The sequence below is a fragment of the Proteocatella sp. QWL-06 genome (assembly GCF_058684135.1).
This window is the reverse complement of sequence record NZ_CM178755.1, coordinates 205,895-221,545: the sequence shown is the minus strand read 5'-3', so window position 1 is coordinate 221,545 and position 15,651 is coordinate 205,895. Positions and strand designations below refer to the sequence as shown.

The window sequence follows — 15,651 nt, the reverse complement described above, 5'->3', positions numbered from 1 at the left end:
TTTCCTACTTAATTTAATATTATACCCAATTATTTAATTTTTATATAGCATTTTAGAAATTTTTTTGAATATTTTCAATTTTGTCTTTTCTGCAAACAAAAAAGCATCTGATCGAATCAGATACTTTCTGTTATCTACCTTGCGGCATTTATTCTATTTATTGCCTTTTTAAGTCTGTATTCAGCTATCTTCAGTTCATTGAGATTGTCTCTGTGCATCTGCATCCTTTTCTCTGATTCAGCTCTTGCTCTTTCAGCTCTTTGAAGGTCAATCTTGTCGGACCACTCTGCCGCTGTTGAAATTATGGTTGTAACTCCTTTGTCATTCTGGAGTATCCCACCTGCAATGGCAGCTTTTCTGATCTTCCCTTTCTGTTTTACTCCTGCTACATGAATCTTAAGATTTGAAACAAAATCTATATGATCCTTCAGTATAGTGAGTTCTCCTTCTGTAGTTCTTACGATGAGAGCTTCGACTTCTTCATCCATGAAAAGCTGATCCGGGGTTACTATCTGTAAACGAAATGTGCTCATCAGTCTACTCCCCTTTCTTTGCCTTCTCCACTGCCTCTTCTATTCCTCCAACGAAAAGGAACGCTGACTCAGGAAGCGCATCGTGCTTTCCTTCCATGATTTCTCTGAATCCTCTTATCGTCTCCTTAAGCGGAACATACTTGCCCTGCATTCCCGTGAACTGTTCTGCAACTGTAAACGGCTGCGAAAGGAAGTTCTGAATCTTTCTCGCTCTTGATACCGTAGTCTTGTCTTCATCTGAAAGCTCGTCCATTCCAAGTATCGCTATTATATCCTGGAGCTCCTTGTATCTCTGAAGCGTTCTCTGAACATCTCTTGCTACATCATAATGCTCTTTTCCTACTATATCAGGAGAAAGTATTCTGGATGTAGAGTCAAGCGGGTCTACCGCAGGATATATACCAAGCGAAGCTATGTTTCTTGAAAGAACCGTAGTCGCATCAAGATGGGCAAATGTAGTAGCCGGAGCCGGGTCAGTAAGGTCGTCCGCAGGAACATATACCGCCTGTACAGACGTTATGGATCCCTTCTTTGTAGAAGTTATTCTTTCCTGAAGCGCACCCATCTCAGTTGCCAGCGTAGGCTGGTATCCAACTGCAGAAGGCATACGTCCCAGAAGCGCAGAAACCTCAGATCCCGCCTGAGTGAATCTGAATATATTATCTATGAACAGAAGCACGTCCTGTTCTTCCTTGTCTCTGAAGTATTCAGCCATTGTAAGGCCAGTAAGTCCTACTCTCATCCTCGCTCCAGGCGGTTCGTTCATCTGTCCGTAAACAAGCGCTGTCTTTTTAAGAACTCCTGACTCGGTCATCTCATTGTAAAGGTCATTACCTTCTCTTGTTCTTTCTCCAACTCCAGTAAATACGGATATTCCACCATGCTGCTTGGCAATGTTGTTGATAAGCTCCATTATTATTACGGTCTTTCCAACTCCGGCACCTCCGAACAGGCCTATTTTACCGCCCTTAAGATATGGCGCTATCAGGTCAACGACCTTTATGCCTGTCTCAAGGATTTCAGTTCCTGTCTCCTGCTCTTCGTACGGAGGAGCAGACCTGTGTATAGGCCAGGTTTCATCTGTATTTGGAACCTCCATGTTGTCAACTGGCTCTCCAAGTACATTGAATATTCTTCCAAGAGTCTTGTTTCCAACCGGTACAGATATTGGTCTGCCTGTATCCACTGCGTCAACGCCTCTGATGAGTCCGTCAGTAGAGCTCATAGCGATGCATCTTACCGTATCGTCCCCTATATGCTGCGAAACCTCAACTACCAGCTTGTTGCCTTCGTGGTTTATTTCTACAGCGTTCAAAAGGTTTGGCAGCTTTCCTGCAGGAAACTTTATGTCCAGTACCGCACCGATGATCTGCACTACCTTCCCTGTATTTTTTTCCATCGTTCGTCCTCCTCATCCTTATGACAGGATTATTTTTACTTTATTGCTTCTGCACCACCCACAATTTCTGTGATTTCCTGTGTGATGCTCGCCTGTCTTGCTCTGTTATAAAGCAGACTGAGCGAATCTATCATCTCGCCTGCATTGTCACTGGCTGATTCCATTGCAGTTCTTCTTGCACCCTGCTCTGAAGCAAAGGCATCTACTATCGTCGAGTATACAATTCCTTCCAAGTATCTTGGTATCATTCTGTCGAATACTTCTTCAGGAGATGGTTCAAACTCAAGTGAAGATATTATGTCCGCAGGGCTCTTCTGCATCTGCAGAGGCAGCAGTTTTATAGTTCTTGGCGTCTGTGTCAGGGCAGAAACGAATTCGGTATAGCATACGTATACTTCATCAACCTTTCCGTTTCTGTACATTTCATCCGCTACTGATGTGATGAGCGCGGCATCGATGAAATCGAGTGATTCCGCTACATTCACATAGTCTCCGACTACTTCATAATTTCTCTTTCCAAAATACTCCGATGCTTTTCTTCCGATCGGAATGATCTTAGGGTTTTTACCTTCCATCTCAGCTACAGCAGCCTTTATGATGTTTGCATTATAGCCTCCTGCAAGCCCTCTGTCACCTGCTATGACAATGAAGAGTGAGTTTTTTATCTCTCTTTCCTTTGTATACACAGATTTGAGCGACTTGGTATTGTCCAGAACCTTTTGAATCGTTTCCTGTAGAATGTTGAAATATGGTCTGGATTTCTCAACTTTTTCTTTTGCTCGTCTTAGCTTTGAAGATGAAACCAGCTCCATGGCTTTTGTTATCTGCATTGTACTTTCGACACTCTTGATTCTTCGCTTTATGTCCTTCATACCTGCTCCGGCCATGTGCTTACCTCCCTCTGAGTTTATCTTGTCTCGTTAAATTTCTTTACGCATTCAACGATGGCATCTTTAAGTTTTTCTTCATTCTCTTTTGTAAGGTCTTTAGTCTCTAGTATGCTCTTTGCTATTTCAGGCCTTACTTCGTCCATGTAGCTGTAGAGCTCCATTTCAAACTCGCGTATGTCTGATTTTGCTATATCCTTCAGATAATTGTTGTTTACCGCATACATTATCATAACCTGTTTTTCAACCGGTACCGGAGATGAGTTAGGCTGCTTTAGCACCTCAACTATTCGCTCTCCTTTTGCAAGCCTTGATTTCGTATCCTCATCAAGGTCTGATCCGAACTGCGCAAAAGACTGAAGCTCCTTGTACTGTGAGTATGCGAGCTTCAGAGTTCCTGCAACTTTCTTTATGGCTTTTATCTGAGCATTTCCTCCAACCCTTGAAACCGATATACCCGGGTTAACCGCCGGTCTTACTCCGGAGTTAAACAGGTCACTCTCAAGGAATATCTGTCCATCTGTTATTGAGATTACGTTCGTAGGAATATATGCAGAAACGTCTCCCGCCTGCGTCTCTATGATAGGAAGCGCTGTAAGTGAACCCGCTCCTTTGTCATCAGACAGCTTTGCCGCTCTTTCAAGCAGTCTTGAGTGAAGATAGAAAACGTCTCCCGGATAAGCCTCACGGCCCGGTGGTCTTCTCAGAAGCAGTGACATCGATCTGTATGCTACCGCGTGCTTTGAAAGGTCATCATATATGCACAGTACGTGTTTTCCCTGATGCATGAAATGCTCTCCCATAGCGCATCCTGCATATGGCGCAAGATACTGAAGCGGCGCAAGCTCAGAAGCAGTTGCCGCTACTACTATAGTGTAGTCCATGGCACCATTCTTCTCAAGCGTGTCAACAAGCTGTACAACCGTAGATCTCTTCTGTCCGATTGCAACATATATACAGATTACGTCTCCACCCTTCTGGTTAAGTATCGTATCTATAGCGATTGTGGTTTTTCCTGTCTGTTTGTCTCCTATTATTAGCTCTCTCTGTCCTCTTCCTATAGGTATCATAGAGTCTATGGACTTGATACCCGTCTGAAGCGGCTGATGCACTGATTTTCTTTCTATGATACCAGGAGCCTGTGTCTCAACCGGTCTGAATTCAGTGGTCTTTATGTCTCCTTTTCCGTCAATAGGCTGTCCCAGAGCATTCACTACTCTTCCGAGCATAGCTTCTCCAACTGGAACCTGAACAACAGTACCTGTTCTCTTTACAGTATCGCCTTCTTTTATTTCTTCGTCAGTTCCCAGAATAACCGCTCCAACAGTTTCGGCTTCAAGGTTGAGCGCCATCGCATACTCGCCGTTTGCAAATTGAAGAAGCTCACCCGCCATACATTTTTCAAGTCCGTGGATTCTTGCAATACCATCTCCTACGAGTATAACAGTGCCTACATCCGAAACTTGAAGCTTCTGACTGTAATTCTTTATCTGTTCTTTTATAATAGAACTTATTTCTTCAGGTCTAAGATTCATCTATTTTCACATCCCTTGCTACTAGTTTATTTGCTTATTGCCGCCTCCAGGTTTCTGAGACGATTAAGCACTGTTCCATCGATTTCCTTCTCACCAATCTTTATCAGCATTCCCCCAAGGAGGTCCTGATTTATTTCATTCTTGAATATAACTTTTTTGCCAGTTTCTTTTTCGAGCTTTTCGACAAGCTTCTGCTTCTGAATATCTGTCATAGGTATAACAGTAAAGGCCGTCGCTTCTACCATGTTGAAGTGCTCAAGCCTGAGCTTCTGATAAAACGAGCTCACTGCCTCTACCACACCTGTCCTTCCGTTCTCAATCAGAACCTTCAGGAAGTTTTCAGATATGCCTGACACTCTGCCTCCAAAAGCTTTTTCTACGAGATCTATCTTTTCCTGCTTTGAAACAAGCGGAGTGATAAAAAATTCATAGAAATTCTTTTCAGATTTCAGTATGCTGACAATAGCTTTGATTTCATCGCCTGTCTCATCAACACGCTCTTCTTCAACTGCAAGATCAAAAAGGGCTCTGGCGTAATTTTTAGATACTAGCTCGACCATCTCTCATCACCTATTTCGTTTATGACTTCATCTATAAGATTTCTGTTTGTATCTGCATCGATTGTCTTATTGATTATTTTACCAGCTGCCATTACGGCTATGCTCGCAACCTCGCCTTTTATCGATTTTGAAGCATTTGCTTTTTCAAGTTCAATGTCCTTGTGAGCCTTAACCTTCATTCTCTGTGCATCTTCTCTGGCTGCATTTACAATCTCCTCAGCCTTTCTCTCCGCATGTCTGGTTGAGTTTCTTACGATTTCTCTTCCTTCTTCATGCGCAAGTTCAAGCTTTCTGTTGTATTCCGCGCTGAGTCTTTCCGCTTCTCTGTTCTTCTCCTCTGCGGTATCTATCGATTCCTGAATGCTGTTTGTCCTCTCATCCATGAATGCCTTTACAGGTTTGAACAGAAAGTGTCTAAGTGCAATAAAAAGAATAATTGTATTCGTTATATTGAAGATAATCTGCCAAACATTTAACTCTATCAATCCTGCCATAAATACGCCTCCTTCCTTTTAATGGCTTTTCATCCAAATTCCGCCGTATTTATTATCCCAGTAATTTTACAAGTGGGTTTGCAAATAAAAGGATAAGCGCTATAACAAGTCCGTAGATACCTGTTGTCTCCGCTACTGCTGCTCCAAGAAGCATAGTCTTGATTATATCTCCCTGAGCCTCAGGCTGTCTTCCAACTGCCTCAGCTCCCTTACCTGCTGCATATCCCTGTCCTATACCAGGTCCTATACCTGCGATCATCGCAAGACCCGCTCCAATTGCTGAACATGCTAATACTAATGCTTTTCCTGTGATAGGTTCCATAATTATTTTCCTCCTGAATTTTGAATATTGTTATATTGTAAATTCCAATTTTTCATACAAAATATATTTTTAATCATAAACTACAAAAGATTCATTAACGGGTTTGCAAAAAGCAGCACAAGCGATATTACAAGAGCATATATTCCTGTAGTCTGCGCTACCGCCTGACCAACGAACATAGCTTTCATTATAGAGGACTGAAATTCCGGTCTTTTTCCGACCCCTTCAGCTCCCTTGCCTGCTGCATATCCCTGTCCTATACCAGGTCCTATGCCGGCTATCATGGAAAAACCTGCTCCTATGACTGACGCGGCCAGAACAAGCACGGCGCCGTCCTGTGAGACTACGGGATTTCCAAAGAGCAGTATCAGCGCTACAACAAGAGATAATATCCCTGATGTTTCGGCAACTGCAGCTCCAAGAAGCATTATCATGGTTGTTTGCTTTGCAGTTTTTGGATTTTTTCCTACTGCCTCAGCTCCTTTTCCAGCTGCAAATCCCTGTCCAACTCCCGGACCAATACCTGCAATCATTGCAAGCCCGGCCGCAATGGCAGATGCTCCAAGTATAAGCGCCTTCCTGTCAAAAGAAACCAGCCAGTATAAAAATCTGCTTATAAAATCCATTTCTTGCATCAAAACACCCCTTTCTTCATAAATTTTGTCTCATCCATCTTAATCCATAGCACCAGAAACAAATACCATTGTAAGCATCGCAAAGATAAATGTCTGAAGCAATCCGGAAAACATATCAAAGTATACATGCAGTACAGCAGGTATTCCCACCTGGAATATTGGAATATCTATGCCAAGCAAAGCTGTCGTAAGCGATGCAAGAGCAGAATATACCAAAGCCATTATTATGGACCCGCCGACTAAGTTTCCGAATAGACGAAATGACAAAGATATTGGGGTTGCAATCTCTCCAATAAGATTAATTGGCATAAGCAGAATAAACGGCTCCGTGAATCCCTTAAGATATGAGAAAAGTCCTTTTCTGCGTATTCCATTGAAGTGAATCAGGAAAAACGTTATAAGCGCCAGTGCAAGCGTCATATTAAGATCTGCTGTTGGCGGCCTGACTCCAAGAAGTCCAACGAGGTTCGCAAAGGCCAGATAAAGCATCAGAGTACCAATATAAGGTGCAAATCCGACTTTGTCTTTTCCCATAGTATCCTCAGTAAGCCCATACACAAGTCCAACAAGCAATTCTACGACATTCTGCATACCTTTGGGAATCCTGTCAAGGTTTCTGGTAAGAATAATTGACCCTATTATAAGCACCGCCATGATTATCCAAGTTGTAGTTATAGTTTCGGTTACAGGCACTCCGCCAATAAAAGGGATATTTTCACTTATCGTAAATTTAATTTTTGCTCCAAATCCTCCATCACCCATTAGTAATCCTCCTTTCCCAGTTAATTCATAAATTCTTTATATTAATACTCTGCTGTTAACGAGTAATAATAACTTACTTCAGCCCGTCAAGTATTCCGGAAATGACAATCGAAAGCTTTATGCTCGAAAGTCCGAGGATAGTTCCCACCACGTTTATGTAATCTGCCTTGATTGATATGAAGATCACAGCGGCATATATGACAAGCCTTATTATATATCTGGTACCTGCATATACCTGCGCCTTCTCAGGCGGAAGATTTACAGCTCTTATGACCGCAGATGACAGAAGCTCAAAGCAGAGTACCGCTATCAGCAGTCCAAACACTATTCCAGTTACAAATGCTGTCCATCCGTCATATAAAACCACTGACAGCGCTGCTACTGTTGCCATTAGAAATATGGCATTTCTGACTATTTTAAGTTTCGTTGCAAATAATTCATCCATAATATCTTTCCAATTCATTGTCTATTTTTTATCAAAAATGAGGTCATATCATAATTAACTAAATTTAATTTATATTTAAATAACAGCTATTTTTTACCATTGTTGCCACTTTCGAAGTAATTTCTTAGAATTTTGTAAATATTCAAAAAACCAGCTGAAATACCCAGTAAAATGGCAATTATCATTACCCAGTCACCAAGACCATACTTCTCGATGAGAGCGTTTGCCGCAAACATGCAAAGTCCGACAGGAGCGAGAATCATTATGCCCATCTGCGTTACTAATGCAAGATTCTTTCCAATATCAACAGTTTTTCTAGGATCTCGCTTCACAAATTTTCCCCCGGTCTCTTAATTACTGATCACGTTCGCATTTTGAATGAACGACCTAATCTATTATCATTTTTTATAAATTCTTAAATTTTTCGCTATGAAATAATATTACTATATACGATTTAAAAAGTCAATTTAAAATATCTCCATTTCAGAATATTCTAAACTATTTTTAACTAATAGTTACTTTATTGGTGATATTTTCAAATTATATACACTTTGCATATGGAATTTTATCACACATTTTGTTATTTTTTTATCTATCATTAAGAATAATATAATAAAATCCACATTTAGGCAATCCTTATGTTGACAATTCCTGATTTTTTGGTTAAAATCTATTATGCACGAACAAACACGCACCTATAGCTCAGGCGGATAGAGCGACAGTTTCCTAAACTGTGCGTCGGAGGTTCAAGTCCTCTTAGGTGCACCAATACCAGAAACACCATTTCCTTTTTTTTAGGATATGGTGTTTTTTTTGTGCTTGACATTTCATGAGAAAAATATATAATTGAATTATAGTTTCATGATGTAATAATGAGTTTCATATCATGAAACATTCGGATCCTATTCATATATATAGAAGGAGAACTCTCATATGAACCCAGTATTAGAAAAAATTCAGCAATTAGGAATAGTTCCAGTAGTAGTACTTAACGATGCCAGTGACGCGTCACCGCTTGCGAAGGCACTGTGTGACGGAGGCCTCCCTTGCGCAGAGGTTACATTCAGAACTGAGGCCGCGGAAGAAGCAATAAGGATAATGTCTCAGGAATTTCCAGAAATGCTTGTAGGCGCAGGAACTGTACTTACTACTGATCAGGTAGACCGCGCTGTTGCAGCGGGGGCAAAATTTATAGTCAGCCCAGGACTCAACCCTAAGATCGTCAGATACTGTACAGAAAGAAACATTCCAATCACTCCAGGGACATGCAATCCAAGCGATGTAGAGCTTGCCATAGAGCTTGGTCTCGAAGTTGTGAAATTCTTCCCTGCCGAAGCTTCGGGTGGACTTGATATGATAAAGGCAATGTCAGCACCTTATACAAATGTAAGATTCATGCCAACAGGCGGCATCAACCAGAAAAACCTTACTACATACCTCGATTTCCCAAAGATAATCGCATGTGGAGGAAGCTGGATGGTAAGTGGTGACCTGATAAAGGAAGGCAACTTTGACAAGATAAGAGAACTGACAGAAGATGCTGTTCATTCTATGCTTGGTTTTGAGCTTGCACACATCGGGATAAACTGCGAAGGCGAAAGCGAAGCTGATGAAGTTACAGGCGCTTTTGGAAAAATGTTTGGATTTGAAAAAAAGACAGGTAACAGCTCAATATTCGCCGGCAGTTTCATAGAAGCCATGAAAAGCCCATACCTTGGGAAAAACGGTCATATAGCAATAAAGACCAGATATATCGACAGAGCAGTATATTACCTTGAATCACAGGGTTTTGAGCTTGATATGGACACTGCGAAATACAAAAATGACAAATTGACTGCAGTCTACCTGAAAGCCCAGGTTGGAGGATTTGCTATCCACCTTGTTCAGAAATAACAGCAGAACTATATATGAATACACAATGAATTCTATTATTATATAAAATCGGAGGAAAAATAAATGTCTAAAAAGGTCATCACATTCGGAGAGATAATGCTCAGGCTTGCACCTGAGGGATACTACAGATTTGTTCAGGCAGACAGCTTTGGGGCAACATATGGCGGAGGAGAAGCCAATGTGGCAGTTTCTCTTTCAAACTACGGACTTGACGCACACTTTGTAACAAAGCTCCCAAAGCATGAGATTGGACAGGCAGCGGTCAATTCACTTAGAAAATACGGTGTAGGCACTGATTTTATTTCAAGAGGCGGAGACAGAGTTGGAATATATTTCCTTGAAAAAGGCGCATCACAGAGGCCTTCAAAAGTAATATACGACAGAGCGCATTCTTCAATATCGACTGCAGAAAAGAGCGATTTTGACTGGGCCGAGATATTCAGTGGCGCGCATTGGTTCCATTTCACAGGAATAACTCCTGCGCTGAATGACAGCGTTGCTCAGATATGCCTGGATGCGTGCAAGGCGGCAAAGGACCTTGGCGTTATGATCTCATGTGACCTTAACTACAGAAACAAACTCTGGTCAAAGGAAAAGGCCGGCCAGGTGATGGGAGAGCTTTGCAGATATGTAGATGTATGTATTGCCAATGAAGAAGATGCTGCAGATGTATTTGGAATACATGCGGCAGATACAGATGTGACAAAGGGCGACGTGAACCACGAAGGATACAAGGATGTCGCAAAGCAGCTCGCTGACCGTTTTGGATTCAGCAAGGTTGCAATAACTCTTCGTGAATCAATATCTGCAAACGACAACAACTGGTCAGCGATGCTGTTTGATGGATCAGAATATGTTTTCAGTAAGAAATATCCAGTTCATATAGTAGACAGAGTCGGAGGTGGAGACAGCTTCGGCGGAGGACTTATATATGCTTGCCTTAACGACTATTCATCAAGAGATGCAATCGAATTCGCAGTTGCGGCATCTTGCCTTAAGCACGCTGTAGAAGGTGACTTCAATCTGGTATCTGTGGATGAGGTCAGAAAACTGGCAGGCGGAGATGCTTCTGGCCGCGTTCAGAGATAATTCAATACAGTTTTAATAAGCGATAACCTTCCTATAATATAATTTTACCCCAGTCCCGGAAAAGATTCTTGGTAATCCTTCCCGGGACTGGGGTTTTTTTGCCTTAAAAACGGCTTTCTTCATATTATCTGAACCCAAACTCGCCTGATATATTCCTTTTGCTTTCAAGCACATATTCTGCGAGCATTTTGAGCTTTTCATCAGTCATCCTTCCGACTGGAGCCGATATGCTGAATGCATTTCTTGCCTTGCCTTCATGATCGAGTATGCTTGCAGCGATACATCTTACTCCCATTTCATTCTCTTCATTATCAAGAGCATATCCGAATTTCCTTATTTCTCTGATATTCTCGAGAAATTCATCCAGACTCAGGATAGTCTTTGGAGTCATGGCTCTTATGTCACTGCTGTTCCAGATTTCCTCTATTTCCTCATCCGATCGCTCTGCAAGCATAGCTTTTCCTACCCCTGAGCAATAAAGGGGTATCCTGCTACCTACTCTTGATACCATACGTATCGAATTAGAGCCAGATTCTACCTTATCTATATATATTGCCTCGTTTCCTTCCACTTCCACCAGATGCACCGTTTCTCCGCTTATTTCGCTCAGTTTCCTAAGATAGGGACGTGCTATCGAAACTATATCCAGTTTTTCTGTTATCCGATTTGATATCTCCATCCATTTCAGAGAAAGTCTGTATTTCCCCGTATCTTCTTCCTGCCTTACGTATCCCATCATCTGAAGCGAGCTCAGTATCCTGTGCACAGTGCTTTTGTGAAGTTCCAGGCGGTTGCTGAGCTCCACCAGTCCGGCAGGCTCACATAATGAAAGTTCCTCAACAGCCTGAAATATCCTTTCTGCGACCTGTATCGGATTTTTTGCTTTTTCTTCGTTTTCCACTTTACCCCCTGCGATTATCATATTAGATTTTATAATTATATTATCACACCACACAAATAAAACAAGCCTCCCCGCTAATAAAATCACAGGGAGGCATTTAATTCACTTGATTAAATTCTTAGTATAGTAGATCTACGATTCCTGTAGAGAATACAGGTACAAAAGTAAGCAGAAGAAGACATACCAGCAGCAGTATATAGAAAGGCACTGCTTCCTTTATAAAGTCCTTCATCTTGCACTTTGTTATACCGCATGTAACAAACATCAGAGTTCCCATCGGAGGAGAAATACATCCGATAGCCATGTTGAATATGAATACCATGGCAAACTGGATCTCATTTATTCCAAATGCCGCCGCAACCGGCGCCAGAAGAGGCACAAGTACTATCATGGCCGCATTTCCTTCTATGAACATTCCTACTATAATAAGGAACACATTCACTATCATGAGGAATACATATTTGTTATTTATATATGTTACCAGCACTTCCGTAAGCTCCTGAGGGATTCTTTCCTTAGTAAGTATCCATGCAAATGCAGATGCCGCACCGACAATAAGCATTATGGATGAAGTAGTGGCAACAGTTTCGATAAGCGAAGCCTTGAGATCTTCTATCTTCATTTCTCTGTAAACAGCTCCAAGAAGCAGGGCATATACTATGGCTACAGCTCCAGCCTCAGTAGGAGTGAATACTCCCAGTCTTATTCCGCCTATTATTATTACAGGCAGAAGCAGCGGAAGGATTGCCGGCATAAGCGACTTCTTCAGTTCTGCAGGCTTGAGTTTTTCTGTCCTTATAGGCTTATATCCTCTTTTTCTCGATATTATGCTGACAAGTATCATCATAGATATGCAAAGCAGAAGACCCGGTCCAATACCTGCTATGAAGAGCTTTCCTATTGATACATTGGCAATTGAGCCATATATTATCATCGCGATTCCGGGAGGTATAAGCGGAGTAATCATAGCTGAGGTAGCAGTTACAACAGTTGAAAATTCCTTTGAGAATCCCTTCTTTTCCATCTCAGGAACAAGCATTTTTGCTTCCATTGCTGCATCCGCCAGGTTTGATCCTGAGAGTCCTCCCATAAGGGTAGACAGAAGAACGTTAACCTGAGCAAGTCCTCCGTTCATTCTTCCTGTAATAACCTCACAGAAATCCATTATCCTCTTGGTAACACCCGAATAGTTCATCAGTATCCCTGCACAAACGAAGAATGGCACGGCCAGCAGCGGAATGCTCTCTGTTCCCGAAATCACTCTCTGTGCAAAAATCTGAGTGGATATGTTCGGATTGAGAATAAAATAAGTCACAGATCCGCCAAGCACCGATATGAACACCGGCACCTTCATGAAAAGCAGCGCTAGCATTACAATAGCTGCCAGAGTTATTATACTAGAATTCATTATACTGCTTCTCCCTTCGCGTCTGTCTCAGAATTTATCGTCTTTATTTCTTCAATATTAGTTATTACTATGTTTATCATCATAAGCACTACTCCAACCGGTACCGCCATATATATCATTGAATACGGGATATCAAGTATGTTGGTAGATCTTCCTGATGTGAGGAAGCTGCTTATCAGCGTAGTGCTCTGGATTCCGAAGAACGCAAGAATTCCAAGGCTTATGAAAAGGTCTATTATAGTAACGATTTTTGCCGCAGCTGCCGGAAGCATGTCTACTACCATTTCAATCATTACATGATTGCCATATCTGAATGCTGCTCCTGATGCCAGAAACACTATCCATACGAGACACATCAGCTGAACTTCTTCCTGCCATATCAGAGGCTGGCCGAGGAAATACCTCAGTATTACACCGAAAAAAGTTATAAATATTAAAACTGTCAGAGCTAAGCTGGCGATTATCACGTCCAGATTCTTCAGCAGATCCAACGCTTTATTTCTAGTATTCATAGATTCTCCTTAAGACTAATTATTTCATTGCTGCTTTTACTGTGTCATAAAGACCTGGAGTCCAGATGTCAGTAAAATCAGAAAGCTGATAGAATTTCTCTGCTTCAGCCTTGAATCCTGCAAGCTGCTCAGCTGTAGGCTCTACAACAGTAACTCCTTCTTCCTTGAAAAGGTTAAGAGTGTCTTCCATAGCCTGCTCCTGGAGCTCATTGTTGAATATTCCCGCCTCTTCAGCAGTAGAAACGAATATCTCCTGCTGCTCTGGTGTAAGCGAGTTGAAGAAATCAGCTCCACATACTAACGTTGTGAAGTTCTTTACGTGACCGTCAAGTATAAGGTTTTTGGCAACTTCCTGGAATTTTCCGTTATAAAGAACTGGAAGCGGATTCTCAAGTCCGTCTATAGTTCCCTGCTGAAGCGCTGTATAAACATCTCCAAGAGGCATAGGTGTAGGCGTAGCTCCAAGTACCTCGAATCCTTTTATCTGTATCTTGTTGTTTGGAACACGGATTTTCATTCCGGAAAGATCTTCTACTGAATTAACCGGTTTCTTAGTCATAGTATGTCTTTCTCCGTACATCCAGTTTGAAGCCACTATCTTAAGGCCCTGCTCTTCAAGCTTTGCACTTTGCTCCTTGTACCAGTCGCTCTCTATGAGCTTCCAGCAGTCATCCCATGAATCAAAAAGGAATGGCGCGAATACTATACCAAAATCAGGCACTCCACGATCTGCATAAAATGCTCCGTCAGCAAGAGTCACAACAGGCTCTCCGGCTATCATCTGATCGATAAGGTCATTCTTTGCTCCAAGCTGGCTTGAAGGGAAAAGCTCTATCTCAAGAGTTCCGTTGCTCTGCTCAGCAACAAGCTCCTGCCATTTCTGAACTCCAAGGTCAAAAGGCTCTCCCGGGTTATTTTCGTATCCAACCTGTATTACTGTTGGTTTTGCTTCAGCTGCTTCACCAGACTCGCTGTTTGAACCGCATCCTGCAAGTGATGAAACTAAAAGTGTAGACATAAGCACTAATGATAATAATTTTTTCATTATATGTACTCTCCTTTTCATTTTCATAAATTTAGTTTAGATTATTAAATCTGAGAAAGGGATATAATAAGATATACCCATATATCATTAAAATTCAAGCATTACCTTCAGCATAGACGCCGAATTTGCAGCAAAATCTTCAAACGCCTTTGCCGCGTCTTCCATCTTGTAGCAGTCAGTTATTATTTTCTGAAGATCAAACTGTCCTGCTCCTACTATGTCAATAAGCTCTTCAAAATCTCTTGTAAGCGCATTTCTTGATCCAAGAACATTAAGCTCTTTCTTCTGTATCATAGTGAAGTTGAAATCAAGGCTTTGCTTGCTCACTCCTATGATAACTACCCTTCCGCCAAACGCCACGCTGTCAATACAGTTCTGGAAAGTCGAAGGCAGACCTACAGCTTCTATTGTAACATCAAATCCGTTTCCGCCGCTGATTTCATTCACTTTGCTGTCAAAGCCTTCCGGGCTGTCATTAAGTATTATTCCGTCGATTCCAAGAGTCATGGCAAATTCAAGCTTCTTCAAGCTTATGTCGCTCATATAAACCTTTGCGCCCTTAACCTTTGCAGACATCGCGGCAAGTATGCCGATTGTTCCTGCTCCAAGAATAAGCACAGTGTCTCCAGGCTTTATATCCGCTCTGCTTACTCCATGATAGCTTATGCAGAAAGGCTCGATAAGTGCAAGCGTCTTTGCGTCCAGGCCTTTTCCGTCAATTATCCTCTCTACCGGCATAGTGATGTACTTTGAGAACGCTCCGTCTCTTTGTACCCCCATTGTCTCATTGGTAGTACAGCAATTCACAAGACCTCTCTCACATGAATAGCATTTTCCACAGTTGAAGTACGGATTGCATGTAACTGTCATTCCTTTTTTAAGGTCCCTGTCATTTTCTCCGATTTCTACTATTTCTGCTGAAAACTCATGTCCAGGTATCCTTGGGTAGGACACGTAAGCATTTCCGCCTTTGTATGAAGTAAGGTCGCTGCCGCATATCCCTCCATATAAGATTTTCAGAAGTGCTTCTCCTTCTTTAGGAACCGGCATCTCGATATCTCTAACTTCGACCTTTCCTGGTTCTATTATAAATATAGACTCCATTTATCCTCCTCTCTATAGAACATTCTGTTGTATTTGTGTTGTATTTCTGTTGTATACAATAATATGATAAATAAAATATCCCAATCTGTCAATACAATATTTTTGCTTTTTTCATATCTTTCTATTT

General features: G+C 41.7%; 18 protein-coding genes and 1 tRNA gene. 3 read left to right on the top strand and 16 right to left on the bottom strand.

All coding sequences use genetic code 11. The annotated features are described in order from the left end of the window. Nucleotides 1–134: 134 nt before the first annotated feature. The 11 genes from atpC to AC4PGZ_RS00995 all read right to left on the bottom strand — a co-directional run bounded on the left by atpC (nt 135) and on the right by AC4PGZ_RS00995 (nt 7,904). Nucleotides 135–533: an ATP synthase F1 subunit epsilon gene (atpC, locus tag AC4PGZ_RS01045; RefSeq protein ID WP_492159244.1), complete on the bottom strand. Its 399-nt coding sequence runs from the start codon at nt 531–533 to the stop codon at nt 135–137. A gap of 4 nt (nt 534–537) precedes the next feature. Beyond that, nucleotides 538–1,932, bottom strand: a complete 1,395-nt coding sequence (gene atpD, locus AC4PGZ_RS01040) for a F0F1 ATP synthase subunit beta (protein WP_492159243.1) — start codon at nt 1,930–1,932, stop codon at nt 538–540. Between the two features lie 35 nt (nt 1,933–1,967). Beyond that, a complete protein-coding gene (gene atpG / locus AC4PGZ_RS01035) occupies nt 1,968–2,819 on the bottom strand; it encodes an ATP synthase F1 subunit gamma (RefSeq protein WP_492159242.1) in 852 nt (283 codons plus the stop codon). A gap of 20 nt (nt 2,820–2,839) precedes the next feature. Further along, a complete protein-coding gene (gene atpA / locus AC4PGZ_RS01030; RefSeq protein WP_492159241.1) occupies nt 2,840–4,354 on the bottom strand; it encodes a F0F1 ATP synthase subunit alpha in 1,515 nt (504 codons plus the stop codon). A gap of 26 nt (nt 4,355–4,380) precedes the next feature. Then, nucleotides 4,381–4,914 (bottom strand): ATP synthase F1 subunit delta, encoded by a 534-nt coding sequence (gene atpH, locus AC4PGZ_RS01025; RefSeq protein ID WP_492159240.1) that lies wholly within the window; start codon nt 4,912–4,914, stop codon nt 4,381–4,383. Continuing rightward, a complete protein-coding gene (gene atpF, locus AC4PGZ_RS01020; RefSeq protein ID WP_492159239.1) occupies nt 4,902–5,408 on the bottom strand; it encodes a F0F1 ATP synthase subunit B in 507 nt (168 codons plus the stop codon). The genes atpH and atpF overlap by 13 nt, the downstream gene beginning before the upstream one ends. 52 nt (nt 5,409–5,460) lie before the next feature. Continuing rightward, the gene (gene atpE / locus AC4PGZ_RS01015; protein ID WP_492159238.1) at nt 5,461–5,730 is read right to left on the bottom strand and encodes an ATP synthase F0 subunit C; all 270 of its coding nucleotides are present in this window, start codon (nt 5,728–5,730) and stop codon (nt 5,461–5,463) included. Between the two features lie 80 nt (nt 5,731–5,810). After that, nucleotides 5,811–6,365 (bottom strand): ATP synthase F0 subunit C, encoded by a 555-nt coding sequence (gene atpE / locus AC4PGZ_RS01010; protein ID WP_492159237.1) that lies wholly within the window; start codon nt 6,363–6,365, stop codon nt 5,811–5,813. A 39-nt stretch (nt 6,366–6,404) separates the two neighbouring features. Next, nucleotides 6,405–7,127, bottom strand: a complete 723-nt coding sequence (locus tag AC4PGZ_RS01005; protein ID WP_492159236.1) for a F0F1 ATP synthase subunit A — start codon at nt 7,125–7,127, stop codon at nt 6,405–6,407. Between the two features lie 73 nt (nt 7,128–7,200). Beyond that, a complete protein-coding gene (locus AC4PGZ_RS01000) occupies nt 7,201–7,572 on the bottom strand; it encodes an ATP synthase subunit I (protein WP_492159235.1) in 372 nt (123 codons plus the stop codon). 86 nt (nt 7,573–7,658) lie between these two features. Then, nucleotides 7,659–7,904, bottom strand: coding sequence for an AtpZ/AtpI family protein (locus tag AC4PGZ_RS00995; protein WP_492159234.1), 246 nt, complete (start codon nt 7,902–7,904; stop codon nt 7,659–7,661). Nucleotides 7,905–8,263: 359 nt separating this feature from the next. Between AC4PGZ_RS00995 and AC4PGZ_RS00990 the strand changes: the two genes are divergently transcribed. The 3 genes from AC4PGZ_RS00990 to AC4PGZ_RS00980 all read left to right on the top strand — a co-directional run bounded on the left by AC4PGZ_RS00990 (nt 8,264) and on the right by AC4PGZ_RS00980 (nt 10,554). Then, a tRNA-Arg gene (locus AC4PGZ_RS00990) sits at nt 8,264–8,340 on the top strand. Nucleotides 8,341–8,505: 165 nt separating this feature from the next. Then, the gene (locus AC4PGZ_RS00985) at nt 8,506–9,465 is read left to right on the top strand and encodes a bifunctional 4-hydroxy-2-oxoglutarate aldolase/2-dehydro-3-deoxy-phosphogluconate aldolase (protein ID WP_492159233.1); all 960 of its coding nucleotides are present in this window, start codon (nt 8,506–8,508) and stop codon (nt 9,463–9,465) included. A 63-nt stretch (nt 9,466–9,528) separates the two neighbouring features. After that, complete coding sequence (locus tag AC4PGZ_RS00980) at nt 9,529–10,554, top strand: PfkB family carbohydrate kinase (protein ID WP_492159232.1); 1,026 nt, start codon at nt 9,529–9,531, stop codon at nt 10,552–10,554. A gap of 124 nt (nt 10,555–10,678) precedes the next feature. Here the strand turns inward: AC4PGZ_RS00980 and AC4PGZ_RS00975 are convergent, their stop codons facing one another. The 5 genes from AC4PGZ_RS00975 to AC4PGZ_RS00955 form a co-directional block, all read right to left on the bottom strand. Further along, nucleotides 10,679–11,455, bottom strand: a complete 777-nt coding sequence (locus AC4PGZ_RS00975; RefSeq protein ID WP_492159231.1) for an IclR family transcriptional regulator — start codon at nt 11,453–11,455, stop codon at nt 10,679–10,681. Between the two features lie 118 nt (nt 11,456–11,573). Then, a complete protein-coding gene (locus AC4PGZ_RS00970; RefSeq protein WP_492159230.1) occupies nt 11,574–12,863 on the bottom strand; it encodes a TRAP transporter large permease in 1,290 nt (429 codons plus the stop codon). Next, nucleotides 12,863–13,375, bottom strand: coding sequence for a TRAP transporter small permease (locus tag AC4PGZ_RS00965; protein ID WP_492159229.1), 513 nt, complete (start codon nt 13,373–13,375; stop codon nt 12,863–12,865). Before AC4PGZ_RS00965 ends, AC4PGZ_RS00970 begins: the two co-directional genes overlap by 1 nt. A gap of 19 nt (nt 13,376–13,394) precedes the next feature. After that, complete coding sequence (locus tag AC4PGZ_RS00960) at nt 13,395–14,420, bottom strand: C4-dicarboxylate TRAP transporter substrate-binding protein (RefSeq protein ID WP_492159228.1); 1,026 nt, start codon at nt 14,418–14,420, stop codon at nt 13,395–13,397. 87 nt (nt 14,421–14,507) lie between these two features. Further along, nucleotides 14,508–15,524, bottom strand: a complete 1,017-nt coding sequence (locus AC4PGZ_RS00955) for a zinc-binding alcohol dehydrogenase family protein (protein WP_492159227.1) — start codon at nt 15,522–15,524, stop codon at nt 14,508–14,510. Nucleotides 15,525–15,651: the final 127 nt, after the last annotated feature.